This window comes from Nitrosomonas sp. PY1 (genome assembly GCF_022836435.1).
GTDB lineage: Bacteria > Pseudomonadota > Gammaproteobacteria > Burkholderiales > Nitrosomonadaceae > Nitrosomonas.
Genome location: NZ_BQXC01000001.1, coordinates 1,439,618 through 1,456,864, shown reverse-complemented (window position 1 = coordinate 1,456,864; position 17,247 = coordinate 1,439,618). Strand labels below are relative to the sequence as shown.

Below are 17,247 nucleotides of genomic sequence, written 5' to 3'. Positions count from 1 at the left end.
GAGAGTCATACTAGAACATGGGTTTATCTTTGGTGGAGTTGAAGCGTTCAATTCCTGAGGTAATTTCTAGTTTTGCGGATTCTACGCCATCCCAACCTTCGATTCTAACCCATTTTCCTGTTTCCAGATCTTTGTAATGCGAGAAAAAATGAGAAATCTGAGAACGAACAAGCTCGGGTAAATCTTCGCAGGATGCGATTTTTTCGTAGAGATTGCATAGCTTTGTGATGGGTACAGCCAGCAATTTAGCATCTTCACCCGCTTCATCGCGCATTCGTAATACACCCAATGGTCGGCACCGGACAACGACGCCTGTGATTAACGGTACGGGTGAAATTACTAAAACATCTACAGGGTCGCCATCATCCGATAGCGTATGTGGAATATAGCCATAGTTGCAAGGGTAGTGCATACACGTTGACATAAATCGATCAACAAACATTGCTCCAGTGGTTTTATCGACCTCATATTTGATAGGATCTGAGTTCATTGGAATTTCAATAATGACATTAAAATCATTAGGAATATCATTTCCAGAGCCTACACGATCAAGATTCATTTTTTCTCCACATAAATATAGATAATTGTTTCATCAATAAAAGCCTATTTGAATTAAATACCAAGTATGTTCAATTAAACCGATTGATAATTCTATACAGTTCAACTGAAAAGTATTCAGTTATGAAAGTATTTTTAACCATGCTTTTTTGATGCGCGATTCATTTTACAGGGAACAGTCAAGAAGTTGCTTACATAAGACTACATAAACCGCATAGAAGCGAGTGAATTCTGGTAACTTTTAAAGCTATGGCACATATAGAATAATACGAAAGATAATTCCTTCATGAACTTGGTATAATAGCTTTTAAGTTATTTGAATAAATTTCAAGCGATCATATTTTAACTTACAACTATTTAATTTTTAGGATCGTTATTTCACTTTCTGTTCTTTACTGTGAGAAAAATAATGATAACAGACTCGCAGAGCAATACTGTAAGTGTGGTAACGATACGAAATCTTAATCTTTTTCGTTTTTTGATATTTTAAGGGGAATTAGCATGTCGCAAAAACACCCGGTTATTGCGGTAACCGGATCATCAGGTGCAGGTACTTCAACAGTTAAAAACAGCTTTGAACAGATTTTTCGCCGTCAGAAACTTAAAGCAACTATCGTAGAAGGCGATAGTTTTCATCGCTATGACCGGGAGGCCATGAAAAAAGCGGTGACGGAATCTGAAAAGAATAATGGACGTTCGATCAGTCATTTTGGTCCAGAAGCGAATGAGTTTGAGAAATTAGAAGCTTTATTCAAGGAATATAGCGATAGTGGTAAAGGACAAACGCGTCTATATTTGCATAATGATGAAGAAGCCGAACCCTGGCAGCAAAAAGCAGGTACTTTCACTCCTTGGAAAGACATTGAGCCGGGTTCCGATCTGTTATTTTACGAAGGATTGCATGGCGGTGTAAAAACTGATAACGCGGATGTAGCAAAGCATGTTGATTTACTCGTAGGTGTAGTACCTATTGTAAATTTGGAATGGATTCAAAAAATTTACCGCGACACCAGTGCGCGCGGTTATTCTGCCGAAGCTGTCACGCATACCATTTTACGGCGCATGCATGACTATGTGCACTATATAACACCTCAGTTTTCACGTACACATATTAATTTTCAGCGCGTCCCGACTGTTGATACTTCCAATCCGTTTATTGCGCGTGCCATTCCAACTTTAGACGAAAGTATGGTGGTGATTCGTTTTAGAAACCCACAAGGGGTCGATTTTCCTTTCTTGTTGAATATGATTCATGATTCTTTCATGTCTCGCCCCAATACGATTGTCGTTCCTGGCGGCAAAATGGGGATGGCGATTGAATTAATTTTAACGCCATTAATTCTGGATATTGTTGCAAAAAGTAGAGCATAACAATCATTTTGATGTCTTTGTTTGAGTGTTCTTAAGGATTGTAGAAACTCCAATTTTTGGAACATTGAATCAGTTATTTTTTTCAACTACTTCATAATAATGGCCGGGATTTTCTCGGCCATCTTTATTTTATGAGCTCGTTATTGTCTGATTTAAATCCGCAGCAACTAGAAGCAATCACACTACCACATCAGTCAGCACTAGTTTTGGCAGGAGCTGGCAGTGGTAAAACACGAGTATTGACAACACGCATTGCTTATCTCGTTCAAACCGGGCAAGCCAGTCCTCATAGCGTTTTCGCGGTAACTTTTACGAACAAAGCTGCCAAGGAGATGCTGGCACGGATTACCGCAATGCTGCCGATTAACCCAAAAGGTATGTGGATCGGTACTTTTCATGGGTTGTCCCACCGTTTGTTAAGAACACACTTCCAAGATGCCGGTTTACCACAAGCTTTCCAGATTCTGGATGCTTCCGATCAATTGGCATTCATAAAAAGGTTGATGAAAGATTTATCTGTGGATGAAAAAAAGATTGCTCCCAGACAACTGCAATGGTTTATTAACAATGCCAAGGAAGCAGGTTTGCGCGCTGCGTTTGTGACCGTGGATGATACTTTTTCATCTCGTTTGCTCGAGCTTTATCAAGTATACGAACAACAATGCTACAAAGCTGGGGTGGTCGATTTTGCGGAATTATTGCTACGCAGTTATGAATTGCTACAACGCAACCAGATTTTATGCGCACACTATCGTGAACGATTTCGTCATATTTTAATCGATGAATTTCAGGATACAAATACATTGCAATATCAATGGATTAAGCTTTTGGCTGGCGTGCAAGCTGCTCAAGGAGTAGGTGCGGCGGTTTTTGCTGTCGGCGATGACGACCAGAGCATTTATGCGTTTCGCGGTGCTAATACGGGTAATATGAAAGAATTTGAGCGGGATTTTAATATCTCGAAAATCATCAAACTCGAACAAAATTATCGTTCGCATGGCAATATTTTGGATGCAGCCAATGCATTGATTGGTAATAATGCGAATCGCTTGGGTAAGAATCTCTGGACGGAAGAAGGTAAAGGTGAGCCCGTAAGAGCCTACAATGCGCTGAGTGATTTTGACGAAGCGGCCTTTGTCGTCGATGAAGTAAGGGCTCTGCGCGCTGAAGGTATTGCGCTGTATGATATGGCATTGCTGTATCGATCGAATGCGCAATCGCGCATACTAGAACATAGCTTATTTAATGCGGCGATACCTTATCGGGTATATGGCGGCATGCGTTTCTTCGATCGACAGGAAATCAAACATGCGCTCGCTTATTTGCGCTTAATCGCTAATCCTGAAGACGATAACGCGCTATTACGGGTAATCAATTTTCCAGCGCGTGGCATTGGAACGCGTAGCCTGGAACAACTACAAGCTATGGCTAAAGTGAACGGTATAAGTCTATGGGCAGCGGCTGTTCAGCAATCAGGTGGGCAAGATTCCTTAATGCTGCAAGAAGGTTCAAAAAAAACGCTCAAAGGTATTGCCGGATTCGTACAGCGCATAGTGGCACTACGTGAGCGCTGCGCTACTTTATTGTTACCGCAAATTGTCGAACAAATGCTCAATTCTAGTGAATTAATCACGCACTATGCCAAAGAACGTGAAGGCGCAGAGCGGCTGGAAAATCTCAAAGAATTAGTAAATGCTGCTACCAGTTTTGTACATGAGACGGGTAATGATAGCTTAACGGAATTTCTTGCACACGCATCGTTGGAAGCTGGAGAACATCAAGCAGGAAGTGGCCAAGATGCACTGCAGTTGATGACTGTACACGCCGCAAAAGGATTGGAATTTCATACTGTATTTTTAAGTGGATTAGAAGAGGGACTTTTTCCTCATGAAAATAGTTTGAATGAAAATGACGGTATTTCTGAGGAACGACGCCTAATGTATGTGGCGATGACGCGTGCACGTCGTCGTTTGCATTTAAGCTTTGCGCAAAGCCGCATGCTGCACGGCCAGACGCGCTACAATGTTGTATCGCGCTTTTTACATGAAATTCCTGAAGATTGCATAAAATGGTTACAGTCGCAGCCTGCGATCAATACATTCAATTCCAAAGCAGGCAATACGAAACCGAAAGAGTGGAGTCGCTCAACGATAAATGATTTATCGACTTATCCATGGAGAATGGGTGAAAAGGTTGTTCATGCCAAATTCGGCATCGGTATTATCGTTAATTTTGAAGGTACCGGTAACGATATGCGCGTGCAGGTTAATTTTGAAAATTCCGGAATCAAGTGGTTGCTAGTGGAATATGCAAAGCTTGTGACAATTTAGGAAAATATTAATATTTTTGATCGGATCGATTTGTTCCGTGGCGGTTTGATAAAACACATCATGCTGACAAGCATAGATAATAAGGTATGCTGATTCCTAATTAATCCGAAGTTTCATGCAATGAAGGATGGAGGTGGGACTACCGCACGTACAATATAGTCAGAAGTTTGGAGGCAATCGTAAGTTTTATAAGCGAAAACGAGAGAACCTGCATTGATAGGTGAGGACCAGAAGACACTGATTGAATTTGTGTTAGGGATTTCAGAATTAAAGATGGAACATAGCCTTATAAAAGGTGTGTGGTTGTATTCAAAGAGGGAGCGGTGAGGCACCGCTCGATTGAGTCAATGCAATGAGGCTATTCGATCGCATACGTGTTGTTGTCAAGCACTATCTAATTTTTTTGAGAGTGCCTTTCATGCCCAAAGTGTTCATTCACTTTGTAAACGCAATGGAGAGCTTGCAAGGTTAAAAAATAGAAATGCTGATCACACATCAGCATACATGGAAGAGACCCACAGTAGCGAAATACTTGCATCACCGAAAATTCAAAACGCGATAACAAGTCATTTAAGAAGATTACCGAATTGCTTAAATCACAATGGGTGCTTCTTTGGCAATATCATAAGATGGAAGATAGCCAATCTTGAAACAATTTACGTGAGAATTAATCGCGCAGATATCCCGAAAGAACCAAAAAGAAAAATGAGTCGCAAGACAAAGACACAAAACAGGAGACAAAATGGCCTTGAAATATAAAATTTTAGTATTGATGTTTTTGGTTGTTATGCTGACAAGTTATAAAATATCTTCTAAATCTTCGTTTGAAGCTGGCGTGGGACCCAATCCTCATTTACCAGAGCCAACCACCACTTTGATTCCTACCATTAAGATAGCCGAAGCAGTAGGGTGGCCTGCAGCGACAGCGCCATCTGCTCCGCCAGGTTTTCAAGTTACTGCTTTTGCGCGTGATTTAGCTCACCCTCGTTGGCTTTACACAATGCCTAATGGTGATATTCTTGTGGCGGAGAGTAATAGACCTCCTAAGCCAACAGATAATCAAGCTAATGATAGTGGACTTTATGCTTGGATTCGAGGAAAGGCTCAGTCAATTCTGATGGGACGCGCTGGAGCAAATGTTTCCAGTGCTAACCAAATTACCCTTCTTCGCGGGATCACGCCTGAAGGAACCGCAAAGCTCCGATCGGTATTTATGAAAGACTTAATGTCACCTTTTGGGATGGCGTTGGTTGGCAATGAGCTTTACATTGCGAATGCAGATGCCGTTGTCAAAGTTCCATATTCTGATGGCCAGACCGAGATCAATACTGTACCCGTCAAAGTCACAGATCTGCCAGCTGGCATTAATCATCATTGGACAAAGAATATAATCGCCAGTACAGATGGCAAAAAACTATTCGTGACAGTAGGCTCTAATAGCAACATTGGCGAAAATGGATTAGAGATCGAGGAAGGTAGGGCCGCCATTTGGGAAATAGATATCCAGACCAAGGAGAAGCGTCTGTATGCTAGTGGATTGCGCAATCCTAATGGATTGGCTTGGGAGCCAGAAACTAATACGTTGTGGACAGTCGTCAACGAGCGAGATGAAATTGGAAACGACCTTGTTCCAGACTACCTAACTTCTGTAAAGGATGGAGCATTCTATGGTTGGCCATGGAGCTATTTTGGTGCGCACGTGGATTCGAGAGTTAAACCACCTCGTCCGGATAAAGTAGCTAAGGCAATTGCACCAGATTATGCGCTTGGTACGCATGTTGCCCCCTTGGGGCTTACTTTTTCGAGTAATTCAATGCCATCGCCTTTCGATAAAGGAGCTTTTATTGGCGAGCATGGATCATGGAATCGCGATCCTCTAGCTGGATACAAGGTGGTGTTTGTTCCATTTAATAACGGTAAGCCGAACGGTATGCCCATTGACTTTCTCACCGGTTTTCTAAATGCAAAAGAGGAAGCACAAGGACGGCCGGTCGGGGTTATACTCGATAAAACAGGTTCGTTGCTCGTGGCCGATGATGTAGGCAACATCGTTTGGCGTGTCTCACCAATTGAAACGCCGCATAAAGTACACACCAATGAATAAAAATACTGAGTTTCGGTGAAATTGGTATTTGCATTTATAAGTCTTTTGGCGCATTTTCAACTTACTCGCGTATCGGTGTTAGATTCTAAGAAATGGAGTTTTGTAGAGACAATTGGTTACGGATCAATCCTCGCCACCCAATACTTCGATTAGATCTGAAATGAGCTGGCTGGCTTCGGCTGTCATCAATATAAAATCGCTGGCAAATAAATCTTCGTCGCTTTCGGTAGATTCTCTGAGGATATCTTGGGGTGCTATGCGACGGATTTGTAGGTTGTCATATAATAAAAATGATATTTTATTTTGCCAGGTTAAAGCCAGTTTGGTAACTCTTTTACCCACTCGAATGTGCCGTGATGCTTCTTCCGTACTCAATTCATGGTGCGTATAACGAATTGTGGCTTTTTCGTCACTCATGCTCTGTAATTCACAATCACGATCAATGGTAAAAATGGATGATAAATCCTCGCCTGAGAGCCATTGTGTCATGGCCGTGGCAGGGGAGATTCTGGTTTCCAGAGGTGCTAAAGCGATACTGTGCATCGCTTTTAGAAAGCTCTCGATAAATTCATCTGCTTTACTTGGGCTGACTGTATCGATAATTAAGCGATTGTTAATTGCATCAATCCAGGCGTATATTTTATGTCTTTGCGTAAATGCACGGGGTAGTAGTTCAATCAGTGTTGCTTCTTTGATATCGCGGACTTGTTTTTTCCCGGGTTTGTATCCTTGTATATGCTGTATGTTTGCAATCCGATCTTTGGCATGCTGATTCACAATGGAGTTAGGCAGCAATTTTTTCTCTGTTCCCAATGCAATTAGCCACTGTTGTCCCAAGGCATAAACAAAACTACTGTGTTCTTCGTGTGGTTGAACCCAACCACGGCTTTGCATTTCGGTTTGCATGCAGGCTTGTAACGGACATTGGGAAATAGCTTCCTCAAGTTCGTTTAGCGTAATGTTGCCGCTGGTAATGCGATAGACTAGTAAATTACGAAACCACATATATTTTTCTTAGTTTGTTTGTTCATTTTTAATATGAAAAAAGTATACTCGGCCAATGATTTAATAGAGGCGCAAATAGTACTGAATCTGCTTGAGCATGCTTTTATTCCGGCGAGATTGTTTAACCAATACGCACAAGGAGCAGCAGGGGATATACCTTTTGTTCATGCTTATCCTGAGGTATGGATTATAAGGGATGAAGATTATGAACGCAGTAAACGTGTGGTGCAATCGTATGAGCAGGCAACAGTTAAAACAAATAATATTTATTGTCGGCAATGCGGTGAAGAAAATCCCGATAATTTTCAATTATGTTGGAAATGTGATGCGGGACTAGAATAACATTACAGTCCTTCATTGTTCTCAATTAAAACGTATTGGCTTAATCACATCTAGTTGTTTACAGTAGCAACTTAAAAACGCGAAATTTATAATTATTCAATCGATATGTCGAACCATTATTTTCAAACGCTGATTATTGGCAGTGGATTAGCCGGGCTTACACTGGCATTACGTTTAGCGGATCATCAAAAAATCTGTATTGTTACTAAGCAAACCATCCATGCTGGTGCGAGTGGTTGGGCACAAGGCGGCATTGCTGCGGCTTTATCGGACGATGATTCCGCTATTAAGCACGTTCAAGACACTTTAATTGCCGGCGCTGGATTATGTGATGAAAACGCCACGCGCTATGTGACCGAAAATGGGCCGTCAGCCATTCGATGGTTGATAGAGCAGGGGGTTGATTTTACTCGAAGCTCTGAGCATGAAACTGGTTATCATCTGACGCAGGAGGGTGGGCATAGTGTGCGACGAATCATTCATAGCGGTGATGCAACAGGTAACGCGGTACAGAAGGTTTTGATACAAAAAGTAATGGCGCATCCCAATATCACAGTATTTGAGCATCATATTGCGGTGGACCTGATTACTAGCGATCGTTTGAGTGTTACTACACCGGACCATGAAAGGCGTTGCTTGGGTGCTTATATTCTTGATAAGCAAAAAGGCCACGTTGTTACTTTTACTGCGCAGAATACCGTGCTTGCTACCGGGGGCGCTAATAAGGTTTATTTGTATACGACGAATCCCGATACTGCGACCGGAGACGGTATCGCAATGGGTTGGCGTGCTGGCTGCAAAATTACTAACATGGAATTTGTGCAATTTCACCCGACTTGTCTTTATCATCCGCACGCCAAATCGTTTCTGATCAGTGAAGCGGTTCGGGGCGAGGGCGGGCTTCTGAAATTGCCAAATGGCGAGCGTTTCATGCCTTGGCATGATGCGCGCGCTGAACTTGCGCCACGTGACATTGTGGCACGCGCCATCGACTTTGAAATGAAAAAAAGAGGATTGGATTGCGTATATCTGGATATTTCACATAAATCAGCAGATTTTCTTAAGTCGCATTTCCCAACAATTTATGCTCGTTGCTTGGAACTTGGGATAGATCTTACCCAAGAATCCATCCCTGTTGTTCCGGCTGCTCACTATACTTGTGGTGGTGTTGCGACGGATAAATGCGGGCGAACGGATTTAAACAATCTTTACGCGATTGGCGAAACTGCGCATACCGGGTTGCATGGCGCTAATCGGCTGGCCAGTAATTCTCTACTCGAATGCCTGGTGTTTGGTCATGCCGCAGCTGACGATATCGTGAATCAACAAATTAATGTACCTCCTAAATTACCCGATTGGGATGAAAGTCGAGTAACGGACGCCGACGAAGAAATAGTTATTGCACACAACTGGGACGAATTGCGACGATTCATGTGGAATTACGTCGGAATAGTCCGCACTACTAAACGTCTGCAGCGCGCTCAACGAAGGATTGAGTTATTACGTGAAGAAATTAATGAATATTATATGAATTTTCGCGTCACCAGCGATCTTTTGGAGCTTAGAAATCTCGTGGATGCAGCCGACTTAATTGTACGGAGTGCCATATTGCGTCACGAAAGTCGTGGCCTGCATTTTAGTAAGGATTATCCGAATATCCTGCCGCTGGCTGAGAATACAGAATTAAATAAAAGTTGTGTTGATCAATAAGTAAAAGCGATGTTAATGATCAAATTAATAAAGATTGATTCATATTTAGTGCAGTAATAGAAAGCTTAAATAGTAAAAAAATATCCTATCTGCATGGCGAGGATTCTATGGTTTCCTTATTTTTTACAGAAGACGTTCAAAAGGTGTTCTTTGGCATTGCAATTAATACCGGATTTGAGAAAAATTTTACATCAGGGTTAGTTTGAATTAAAAGTAGTAAGCTACGGATTGATCAGTGAAGGTTTAGCGATACAGTAGAATCAGAAGAATGGAGAAAATAACTGTTAGAATCGCTAACTTGCTTTGTGTATATTTATCTCATAGAAATGTATAGCTAATACTAGCAGGCTACAATTAGTCTATTACGAAAGCTAGTTTGAGCATAAAATAATCATACTGAAGCAGCTAAAAAAATAAAATCAGGAAAACTATCATGCAAACTTGCTACGAACGATTCATATTTTTGCTAATACCGTTGATTATGTTATTTATGTTAACCGGTTGTGAGAACTATGCCGAGAAAACCCATAAATCTTGGGTGCCACCGCCTTCTGCTCCGGTCTATGACGATTCCACTATCTATGCCAGAATCATGGCTGCAATACAATCTGATCCTACTTTGCAAGGAAGTAATGTTGAAGTCAAAGTAACCGATGGAAATGTATCGCTGACAGGTTTTGTTATTAGTGAAGATCAACTTACACGTGTGAATATGCATAGTTGGATCATTGATGGTGTAAAAAAGGTTGATAACCAAATCATAAAAAAATAATTGGTGATTATGCCGATTATTACGATGAAACGAGAAGATATGCGGATAATCCGCACATCTTCTGTTGTTCTTGATCTCTAACTAGCTATTTTATTGCACGCAAGAGCTATAAGTACTTGGGCAAGTAGTGCTTAATCCGCCAGCATCCTTGTCTTTTTGTGCACTCCAATTGAGCATTTCGAGTACGCCCTGATAATACTTGGGGTCGCGGGTCCAGAAAATGTAATTGGCTTTTAAATCATCTCTCAAAAAATCAAGTAACTCAGATACGGTAGGTTTATACCCGGATGAATCGCTTTTAGTGTTTGCATAGTTATGATGCATAACTGTAGGGGCTAGCGGTATGATTCCTGAGAGTTTTGGATAGTGTGTATAAACACCCGGCGGAGTATATTTTGTTCCTTCCATTAATAATCCACGTTCTTCAAGGTATGTGTCGGGATGACTGAGACCCCCCCCCATTTTCTTCAAAGTTTCCACTAATGGAGCAATAATTGGTCTCGGATAATTTACTGATTGCATCACCATGGTATTGGGGAAGGCTTTGCGAGCCTCTTGTAATACCATATGTAAGTTTTTATAGAAATCGTTAGTCTGAGTGCCTGTTACAGGATTCAATGGGGCACCTAAAGCTGTCTCTGACATTCCGATACCTTCAAAATAAGGATGTGCGTTGTAACGTTTTCCAAGGGCACGAAATAACTCGGACAAACGGTCACGAACCAAAGGGTTCCACAACTTTAAATTTTCACCCGTAGGTTTGTTTGGACCTGAGCCAGAGAAAGTAAAAACGCCGCCATCATACTCAACGCTTCTTAGATAAGGTGGAACATAGGTTACTGAATTCGCACTAAAAGACTTTGTTTGAATCATAATGACCAAACGTTTATTTCGTTTCTGTAATTCTGCTAAATGCTTATCAATTGATGCAAAATTATATTGACCCTTTGCGGTTTCAATATCTCCCCACATATAGCGCACTTGAATTCCTCGTAATGCTGGCGTATTTACTAAATCTTTATATACTGCATCCATCATAAATTTAGGATTGTTTTTTGCTCCACCTAAAAGCTGATAATAATGCCCAGGATGCCACTTAACGCCATCAGCAGCATGGATAATTCCCGAAGAAAATAACACTATAAACACTATAAAAATAAATATTGCTATAAATGCTGCCTTAAGTTTATAATTAGAACCAGAACCGTAAGGGGCCATCGCTAATGGGATAGTGGATGGGAACTCGAAGTTGGTTTTCATAGAAAATTCCTCCTTAATGATAAGAAAAGGAAGAACTGCGTTGTTACGCATACAGATCGTTTCTTAGAAGCACTAAAATATACACAGTGCCTGTGAATCGAATGCGCTCTTGGCAGTCCTGCCATCATAGGGATTTAACCCGTTAGATCAGTGACTTTGCGCCCTCCGCTTTCGCAGAGTTTGCCTTTTTGATACAACACTCGCTTTTAATCAAATGCTTGATATAAGCGTTAGCCGTATTTTAAGCAAGCATAAAATCTAAATAGGTGTTAACTCAAAAGACCAGTTAATCAAAATGCCGTTTTGCATTTAGCTATGCAACATTTGATAAGTTTTCTGCTACTTGTAGATACCTATTTCTCGGAATGCTAATGACCTATCGCATTCTGAGCTATCATATTAGCTGATAGGATGCCGGCTCTAGGACCCAAAGAATGGGGAAAATATGGGCCATTTTGGAATAATCTTAGGAAGCTGAAATGGGTTTGAGTGGCGTCACTCAAAGGTTTCAAGGTTTCATAATAATGTTGATTATAAATAACAATATCGTTTTCTTAGATTGCTTGAGCCGAACCCGATCAAGCATGATTTAATATTTCTGGATTATTATTAAATAGTATTAGGTAGTTTATTTTTCTCAAAAATGATCACATACACTCAGAATCATTCTTTTTGGAAATCAATATTGATTTTGGTCGTTGTTATGCTTATCCCTTTTCGAGCAGCTTTTGCAAGCGATGGCGTTAAATGGCATCCTGGGCACTATTATGCAACGATGGGGCACGGAAAAAATAATCCTGCCTACATGAAGAATGTTTATGCAGAGCTTGAACAAACACAAGCGTTACGAGGATTACAAGTTCGATACGCTTGGTCAGAATTGGAGGCTTCTGAAGGAGTATATAATTTTGCGCCAATTGACGCTATCCTTAATGAATTGGCAAAAAGAGGAAAGCGTCTCTTTATTCTGATACAAACAAAATCGTTTAATCCGAAGTATAAATCTGTACCGGATTATTTAAAAGCGGATAAATATGAGAATGGTACTTATATTTTTGTAACTTATGGAGAAAAAAAACCAAAAGGTGAAAATATTAAATTGTGGAATCCTTTGGTTCGTGATCGTTTGATTGCCTTGTTTCAAGCACTTGGGGAGCGTTACAATGCGCATCCTTATTTTGAAGGAATTGGACTGCCTGAAACGGCTCTAGGAGAGCCGCTAACAAAATTTACCACAACGGAAACGGATCAATTTTTTATAAATCTCCTGACTGTGCATCAAGCAATGCGTCGATCTTTTCCTAACACGGTTACATTACAATCTGTCAATCATCCTAGGTCAATTCTTAAGTCATTTACAGATAGAATGAAATCAATAGGAACAGCACTCAGTGGGCCTGATATTTTCCTTGAAGACCCGTCAATGAATGCACCAGAAACCAAAAATACCAGTAAGGGTATTTATCACTATTATCCGGAACTTTCTGGAATTGTTCCAATAGCGCCTTCTGTGATGCAATCTAATTACGTAATGACACAACACAATAAAAAGACTAGAGAGCCTTCAATTCAAGAACTGCTTTCATTTGCTAAAAATAATTTGAAAGCCAATTATATTATTTGGACTCGGGAGCCCCGGCATTTTTCAAGATTGTTACAGGTTTTAAACGAACCGGACCAAACGAGAGAACCTTCAGGCGGATTAATAGCGACTTGTCCAAAAGCATTTAGATCATGTAAAAGTTGAAGTTGATAGCCCGCCTCTTGGTTTCAATAGAAACTATTCAATATAAAAATATACAAAAAAGATTTTTAATCATTGGTAGTTAGTAAATGTAAGGCTTCTTGGTATTTTTCTATCGTTTGTTGCAGAACCTGCTTCGATAGTTCTGGTGCAGGTACTTTTTTGTTCCAATTTTGTTGTTCCAGCCAATCACGCACGAATTGTTTATCAAAGCTCGGTGGATTTTCCCCGGTATGATATTGATCCGCTGGCCAGAAACGTGATGAATCAGGTGTTAATACTTCATCAATCAAATAAAGTTGACCGGCATTATCAAGACCAAATTCAAATTTGGTATCCGCAATGATAATGCCGCGTTGTATGGCGTAATCTGCCGCTTCAGAATATAACTGGATGGCTTTTTTACGTACTAATGCAGCCAGTATGTCGCCCAATTTTTTTTCAACGACCTCAAAAGTAATGTTTTCATCATGCGTGTTGACAGGTGCTTTGGTGGAAGGTGTAAAAATAGCACCACCAGGTAGCTTTTCTGCTAAATCTAATCCAGGATGAATTGAAATGCCGCAGATCTCACCGGTTTGCTGATAGTCTTTCCATCCGGAACCGGCCACATAACCTCTCACGATGGCCTCAATCGGCAATGGTTTTAATCGGCGAATGACAAATGCACGGTCATGCACTTGATGTCGCTCGTTTTCGGCTACTACTGATTCGGGATCAATAAATGTTAAGTGGTTAGGTAGTATGTGTGCAAGTTTCTTAAACCAGAAGGCCGATAGTGCGGTGAGAATTTTTCCTTTACCAGGAACGGGAGTTGGCAGGATGACATCAAATGCGGATAAACGATCGGTTTGAACGATTAATAGATGCTCGTCATTAACAAAATAGATATCTCTCACTTTACCGCGATGCACCAGCGGCAGGCTTTGAATTGTGCTTTCAAATAAAGCGTCGGTAGTTATCATGTGATGTGTTTTATTAGTTTAAGTTAAGACTGTTTTTGATGGCAATGGCCTGCTGTAATGCGGTTTCTAAAGAGTTATTTAGGGTTATGAAATGTCCCATTTTTCGGCCCGGTCGAGCCTCAGTTTTTCTATACAAATGCAATTTTGTCGAAGAGTGTTGCAATACATGATTCCAATTCGGTTCACCGTTATGCCACAAATCTCCCAGCATATTGACCATAATGGCAGGCGTATGTTGCGTGGTTTCGCCAAGTGAGAGGCGGCATAATGTTCGAACTTGCTGTTCAAATTGCGAAGTGATGCAAGCATCCAGGGAATAATGCCCGCTGTTATGCGGGCGTGGAGCAATTTCATTAACAAGTAACTCACCATTGACTGTGGCGGACACAAAAAATTCCACACACAAAACACCACAATAATCAAGTTTCTCAGCAATCTGGCAAGCTACCATTTGCGCACGATTAGCCAGGGATGTTGTAATGCGCGCTGGAACGATGCTAATGTCAAGAATACCATTAACATGTTGATTTTCTGAGACTGGGTAAATTTCTATTTGTCCAGTGGCGCTTCGAGCAACCACAACAGAAACCTCTAAATTCAACGGTATGAGTTTCTCTAGAACACAAACAGAATGATTCAGTGCTTCGAAAGCCAACTTAAGATCAGCTGCATTTTCAACGCGTTTCTGCCCCTTGCCATCATAGCCAAACTGACTGACTTTGAGTATGCCTGGTAAGTAATTATCCACGCCTTGTGTTAACAAATCTTCAGCGTGTCGAATGACACAATAGGGTGCGATTGTAAAACCATTTGTTGCCAGAAACTGTTTTTCAGTAATTCGGTTTTGCACTGTACGAACACTTGCCGCATCAGGACTAACTTGGCAATGAGCAGATAGTGCTTCTAATACATCGGCAGAAATGTTTTCAAATTCTGTGGTTACCGCAGCACATTGGTTACTAATTTTTTTTAATGCCGATTGATCGGTATAGTTTGCACAAATAAAATCGTCTGCAATGCGTCCAGCCGGACTGTCCGGAGATGGATCCAATACTGTTACAAAATAACCCATTTTCTGCGCAGCTGTTACAAACATACTACCTAGTTGGCCGCCACCTAGTACGCCGAGCATGGCTCCAGGCATTATTTTGTTGCGCATTATTTCAAATCGACCGTCAGTACTGATTCGGCTTGTTTTTGTCGGTATTGATTGAGCCGTGCGTTCATTTCGCTATTGTTATTCGCTAGTAGTGCAACAGCAAATAATCCAGCGTTAGTTGCGCCGGCTTCACCAATAGCAAACGTGGCAACAGGAACCCCTTTTGGCATTTGTACGATGGAAAGTAATGAATCAACACCTTGTAGATATTTTGAATTAACTGGAACACCTAACACAGGGAGTGTGGTTTTCGCTGCAATCATGCCAGGCAGATGTGCTGCTCCTCCTGCACCGGCGATAATGCATTGAATGCCACGTGTTCTTGCCTGTTCGGAAAATTCGAACATTAAATTAGGTGTGCGGTGTGCTGAAACAACTTTTACTTCGTAATCGATACGAAATTCTTTCAGAATATCAACAGCATGTTGCATGACTGGCCAATCACTTTTACTGCCCATCACCACACTGACTGATGGTTGAATCACACGTTTTTCATCCGTGGAAGAAATTAATGATAGGTTTTTGTGGGCCATTATTTTCCTTATTAAAAATACAGCCAAATATTTGTCAGTTGTTTATTAATGCTTGTTGCCCGGTAATTTTATTGGATTCACTTTAACCAGAAGCATAATTGGTATTATACTAGATGGATTGCAGTTGATTTCTTTCAATCACTAAACTTACAACAATTCAAACTGATTTTTCTTCATTTTAACAACATTATAGATAGTTTTATGAATTTTCAGCGCGGTAAACAAAATGATGAACCAGAAATCAATTTAGTACCTATGATTGATGTTTTGCTGGTGATTTTGATTTTTCTCGTAGTAACGACGACTTATTCAAAATTTGCGCAATTAGAAATCAATTTGCCACAAGCGGGAACGGAAGAAGTCAATGAGAATGTTGAAAAACCAAATACGATTGATATCACCGTAAGTGCTACAGGAGAATATACTATCAATTTAATCCCCGTTAAATTTATTAGTATCGAAAGTTTGCGCGATGCATTGCAAATTGCTACGCAAAATATGACCGATCCATTCATCATCATAAATGCTGATGCAAAAGCAGCACACCAATCCGTCATTACAGTCATGGAAGCCGCTCGCTTAGCTGGGCATAGTAAAATTACGTTCACTACAGAAACAAGTTCACAAGAATAAACTAATTCTGCTTAAGTTTTTTCTTCTTGCTTGACTAACTTAATGGAATACTGTGTTTACAATGAATGATATTTGAAGAATCAGAATCGGCTTTTTTATAAGGAGAAAATAATGTCTAATTACAATCTTGGTAATTTTTCTAAGGCTGCGCAATCCGGCTCACAATACATTTTGGCACCATTACCCTATGCTAATAATGCGCTTGAGCCTGTAGTATCTGCGAATACTTTGAGTTTTCACTATGGCAAGCACCATAAAACATATGTCGATAACTTGAATAATTTGGTTGCAAATAGCGATTTGGCAGGTAAATCTCTCGAAGAGATTATCAAAGCTTCTGCTGGACAGGCTGATAAGGCAGCAATTTTTAATAATGCTGCACAGGTCTGGAATCATATGTTTTATTGGCATAGCTTGAAGCCTAACGGCGGTGGTGAACCGACTGGTACATTAAAACAAAAAATTGAAGCTTCATTTGGCAGTATAGAGAATTGCAAGAAGGAATTTGCACAAGCTGCTGTTACGCAATTTGGTAGCGGCTGGGCTTGGCTAGTGGTTGATGGCGGAAAAATTACTGTTGCTAAGACCGGTAACGCTGAATCGCCAATCACCAAAAACCTTCGTCCGTTATTGACCATTGATGTATGGGAACATGCCTATTATCTTGATTATCAGAATCGTCGTGCAGATTATGTGAACATGATACTGGATAAGTTGGTTAACTGGGATTTTGCTGCAGCCAATCTCGAGTAAGATTCTAG

General features: G+C 40.7%; 15 protein-coding genes and 1 riboswitch. Of the genes, 9 read left to right on the top strand and 6 right to left on the bottom strand.

Annotated elements, in window-relative coordinates; all coding sequences use genetic code 11:
- Positions 1–10: 10 nt before the first annotated feature.
- Positions 11–559 (bottom strand): inorganic diphosphatase, encoded by a 549-nt coding sequence (gene ppa, locus W03_RS06825; protein ID WP_244072260.1) that lies wholly within the window; start codon positions 557–559, stop codon positions 11–13.
- 500 nt (positions 560–1,059) lie between these two features.
- Here ppa and W03_RS06820 point away from each other — a divergent pair, with 500 nt between their 5' ends.
- The 3 genes from W03_RS06820 to W03_RS06810 all read left to right on the top strand — a co-directional run bounded on the left by W03_RS06820 (position 1,060) and on the right by W03_RS06810 (position 6,363).
- On the top strand, positions 1,060–1,929 hold the full coding sequence (locus W03_RS06820) for a phosphoribulokinase (RefSeq protein WP_244072259.1): 870 nt from the start codon (positions 1,060–1,062) through the stop codon (positions 1,927–1,929).
- Between the two features lie 131 nt (positions 1,930–2,060).
- Positions 2,061–4,259: a UvrD-helicase domain-containing protein gene (locus tag W03_RS06815; protein WP_244072258.1), complete on the top strand. Its 2,199-nt coding sequence runs from the start codon at positions 2,061–2,063 to the stop codon at positions 4,257–4,259.
- Positions 4,260–5,001: 742 nt separating this feature from the next.
- A complete protein-coding gene (locus W03_RS06810; protein ID WP_375792715.1) occupies positions 5,002–6,363 on the top strand; it encodes a sorbosone dehydrogenase family protein in 1,362 nt (453 codons plus the stop codon).
- 123 nt (positions 6,364–6,486) lie between these two features.
- Here the strand turns inward: W03_RS06810 and W03_RS06805 are convergent, their stop codons facing one another.
- Positions 6,487–7,368, bottom strand: coding sequence for a recombination-associated protein RdgC (locus tag W03_RS06805; RefSeq protein ID WP_244072257.1), 882 nt, complete (start codon positions 7,366–7,368; stop codon positions 6,487–6,489).
- 33 nt (positions 7,369–7,401) lie between these two features.
- Between W03_RS06805 and W03_RS06800 the strand changes: the two genes are divergently transcribed.
- The 3 genes from W03_RS06800 to W03_RS06790 all read left to right on the top strand — a co-directional run bounded on the left by W03_RS06800 (position 7,402) and on the right by W03_RS06790 (position 10,192).
- Positions 7,402–7,710 carry a DUF2007 domain-containing protein gene (locus W03_RS06800; protein WP_244072256.1) on the top strand — a complete coding sequence of 103 codons (309 nt, stop codon included), beginning with the start codon at positions 7,402–7,404 and terminating at the stop codon, positions 7,708–7,710.
- 105 nt (positions 7,711–7,815) lie between these two features.
- Positions 7,816–9,420: an L-aspartate oxidase gene (gene nadB / locus W03_RS06795; protein WP_244072255.1), complete on the top strand. Its 1,605-nt coding sequence runs from the start codon at positions 7,816–7,818 to the stop codon at positions 9,418–9,420.
- A gap of 433 nt (positions 9,421–9,853) precedes the next feature.
- Positions 9,854–10,192 carry a BON domain-containing protein gene (locus W03_RS06790; protein WP_244072254.1) on the top strand — a complete coding sequence of 113 codons (339 nt, stop codon included), beginning with the start codon at positions 9,854–9,856 and terminating at the stop codon, positions 10,190–10,192.
- 90 nt (positions 10,193–10,282) lie between these two features.
- On the opposite strand, the gene W03_RS06785 is transcribed toward W03_RS06790, so the two are convergent.
- The gene (locus W03_RS06785; RefSeq protein ID WP_244072253.1) at positions 10,283–11,452 is read right to left on the bottom strand and encodes a glycoside hydrolase; all 1,170 of its coding nucleotides are present in this window, start codon (positions 11,450–11,452) and stop codon (positions 10,283–10,285) included.
- A gap of 108 nt (positions 11,453–11,560) precedes the next feature.
- Positions 11,561–11,647: riboswitch (cyclic di-GMP riboswitch) on the bottom strand.
- Between the two features lie 490 nt (positions 11,648–12,137).
- On the opposite strand from W03_RS06785, the gene W03_RS06780 reads away from it, so the two are divergent.
- A complete protein-coding gene (locus tag W03_RS06780) occupies positions 12,138–13,199 on the top strand; it encodes a beta-galactosidase (RefSeq protein WP_244072252.1) in 1,062 nt (353 codons plus the stop codon).
- 65 nt (positions 13,200–13,264) lie between these two features.
- On the opposite strand, the gene W03_RS06775 is transcribed toward W03_RS06780, so the two are convergent.
- Genes W03_RS06775 through purE form a run of 3 tightly spaced genes read right to left on the bottom strand, consistent with a single transcriptional unit; the run spans position 13,265 to position 15,853 of the window.
- Positions 13,265–14,161: a phosphoribosylaminoimidazolesuccinocarboxamide synthase gene (locus W03_RS06775; protein ID WP_244072251.1), complete on the bottom strand. Its 897-nt coding sequence runs from the start codon at positions 14,159–14,161 to the stop codon at positions 13,265–13,267.
- Positions 14,162–14,174: 13 nt separating this feature from the next.
- Positions 14,175–15,320, bottom strand: a complete 1,146-nt coding sequence (locus W03_RS06770) for a 5-(carboxyamino)imidazole ribonucleotide synthase (protein ID WP_244072250.1) — start codon at positions 15,318–15,320, stop codon at positions 14,175–14,177.
- Complete coding sequence (gene purE / locus W03_RS06765; protein ID WP_375792714.1) at positions 15,320–15,853, bottom strand: 5-(carboxyamino)imidazole ribonucleotide mutase; 534 nt, start codon at positions 15,851–15,853, stop codon at positions 15,320–15,322. The genes W03_RS06770 and purE overlap by 1 nt, the downstream gene beginning before the upstream one ends.
- A 201-nt stretch (positions 15,854–16,054) precedes the next feature.
- Here purE and W03_RS06760 point away from each other — a divergent pair, with 201 nt between their 5' ends.
- The gene (locus tag W03_RS06760; RefSeq protein ID WP_244072249.1) at positions 16,055–16,486 is read left to right on the top strand and encodes a biopolymer transporter ExbD; all 432 of its coding nucleotides are present in this window, start codon (positions 16,055–16,057) and stop codon (positions 16,484–16,486) included.
- 111 nt (positions 16,487–16,597) lie between these two features.
- The gene (locus W03_RS06755; RefSeq protein ID WP_244072248.1) at positions 16,598–17,239 is read left to right on the top strand and encodes a superoxide dismutase; all 642 of its coding nucleotides are present in this window, start codon (positions 16,598–16,600) and stop codon (positions 17,237–17,239) included.
- Positions 17,240–17,247: the final 8 nt, after the last annotated feature.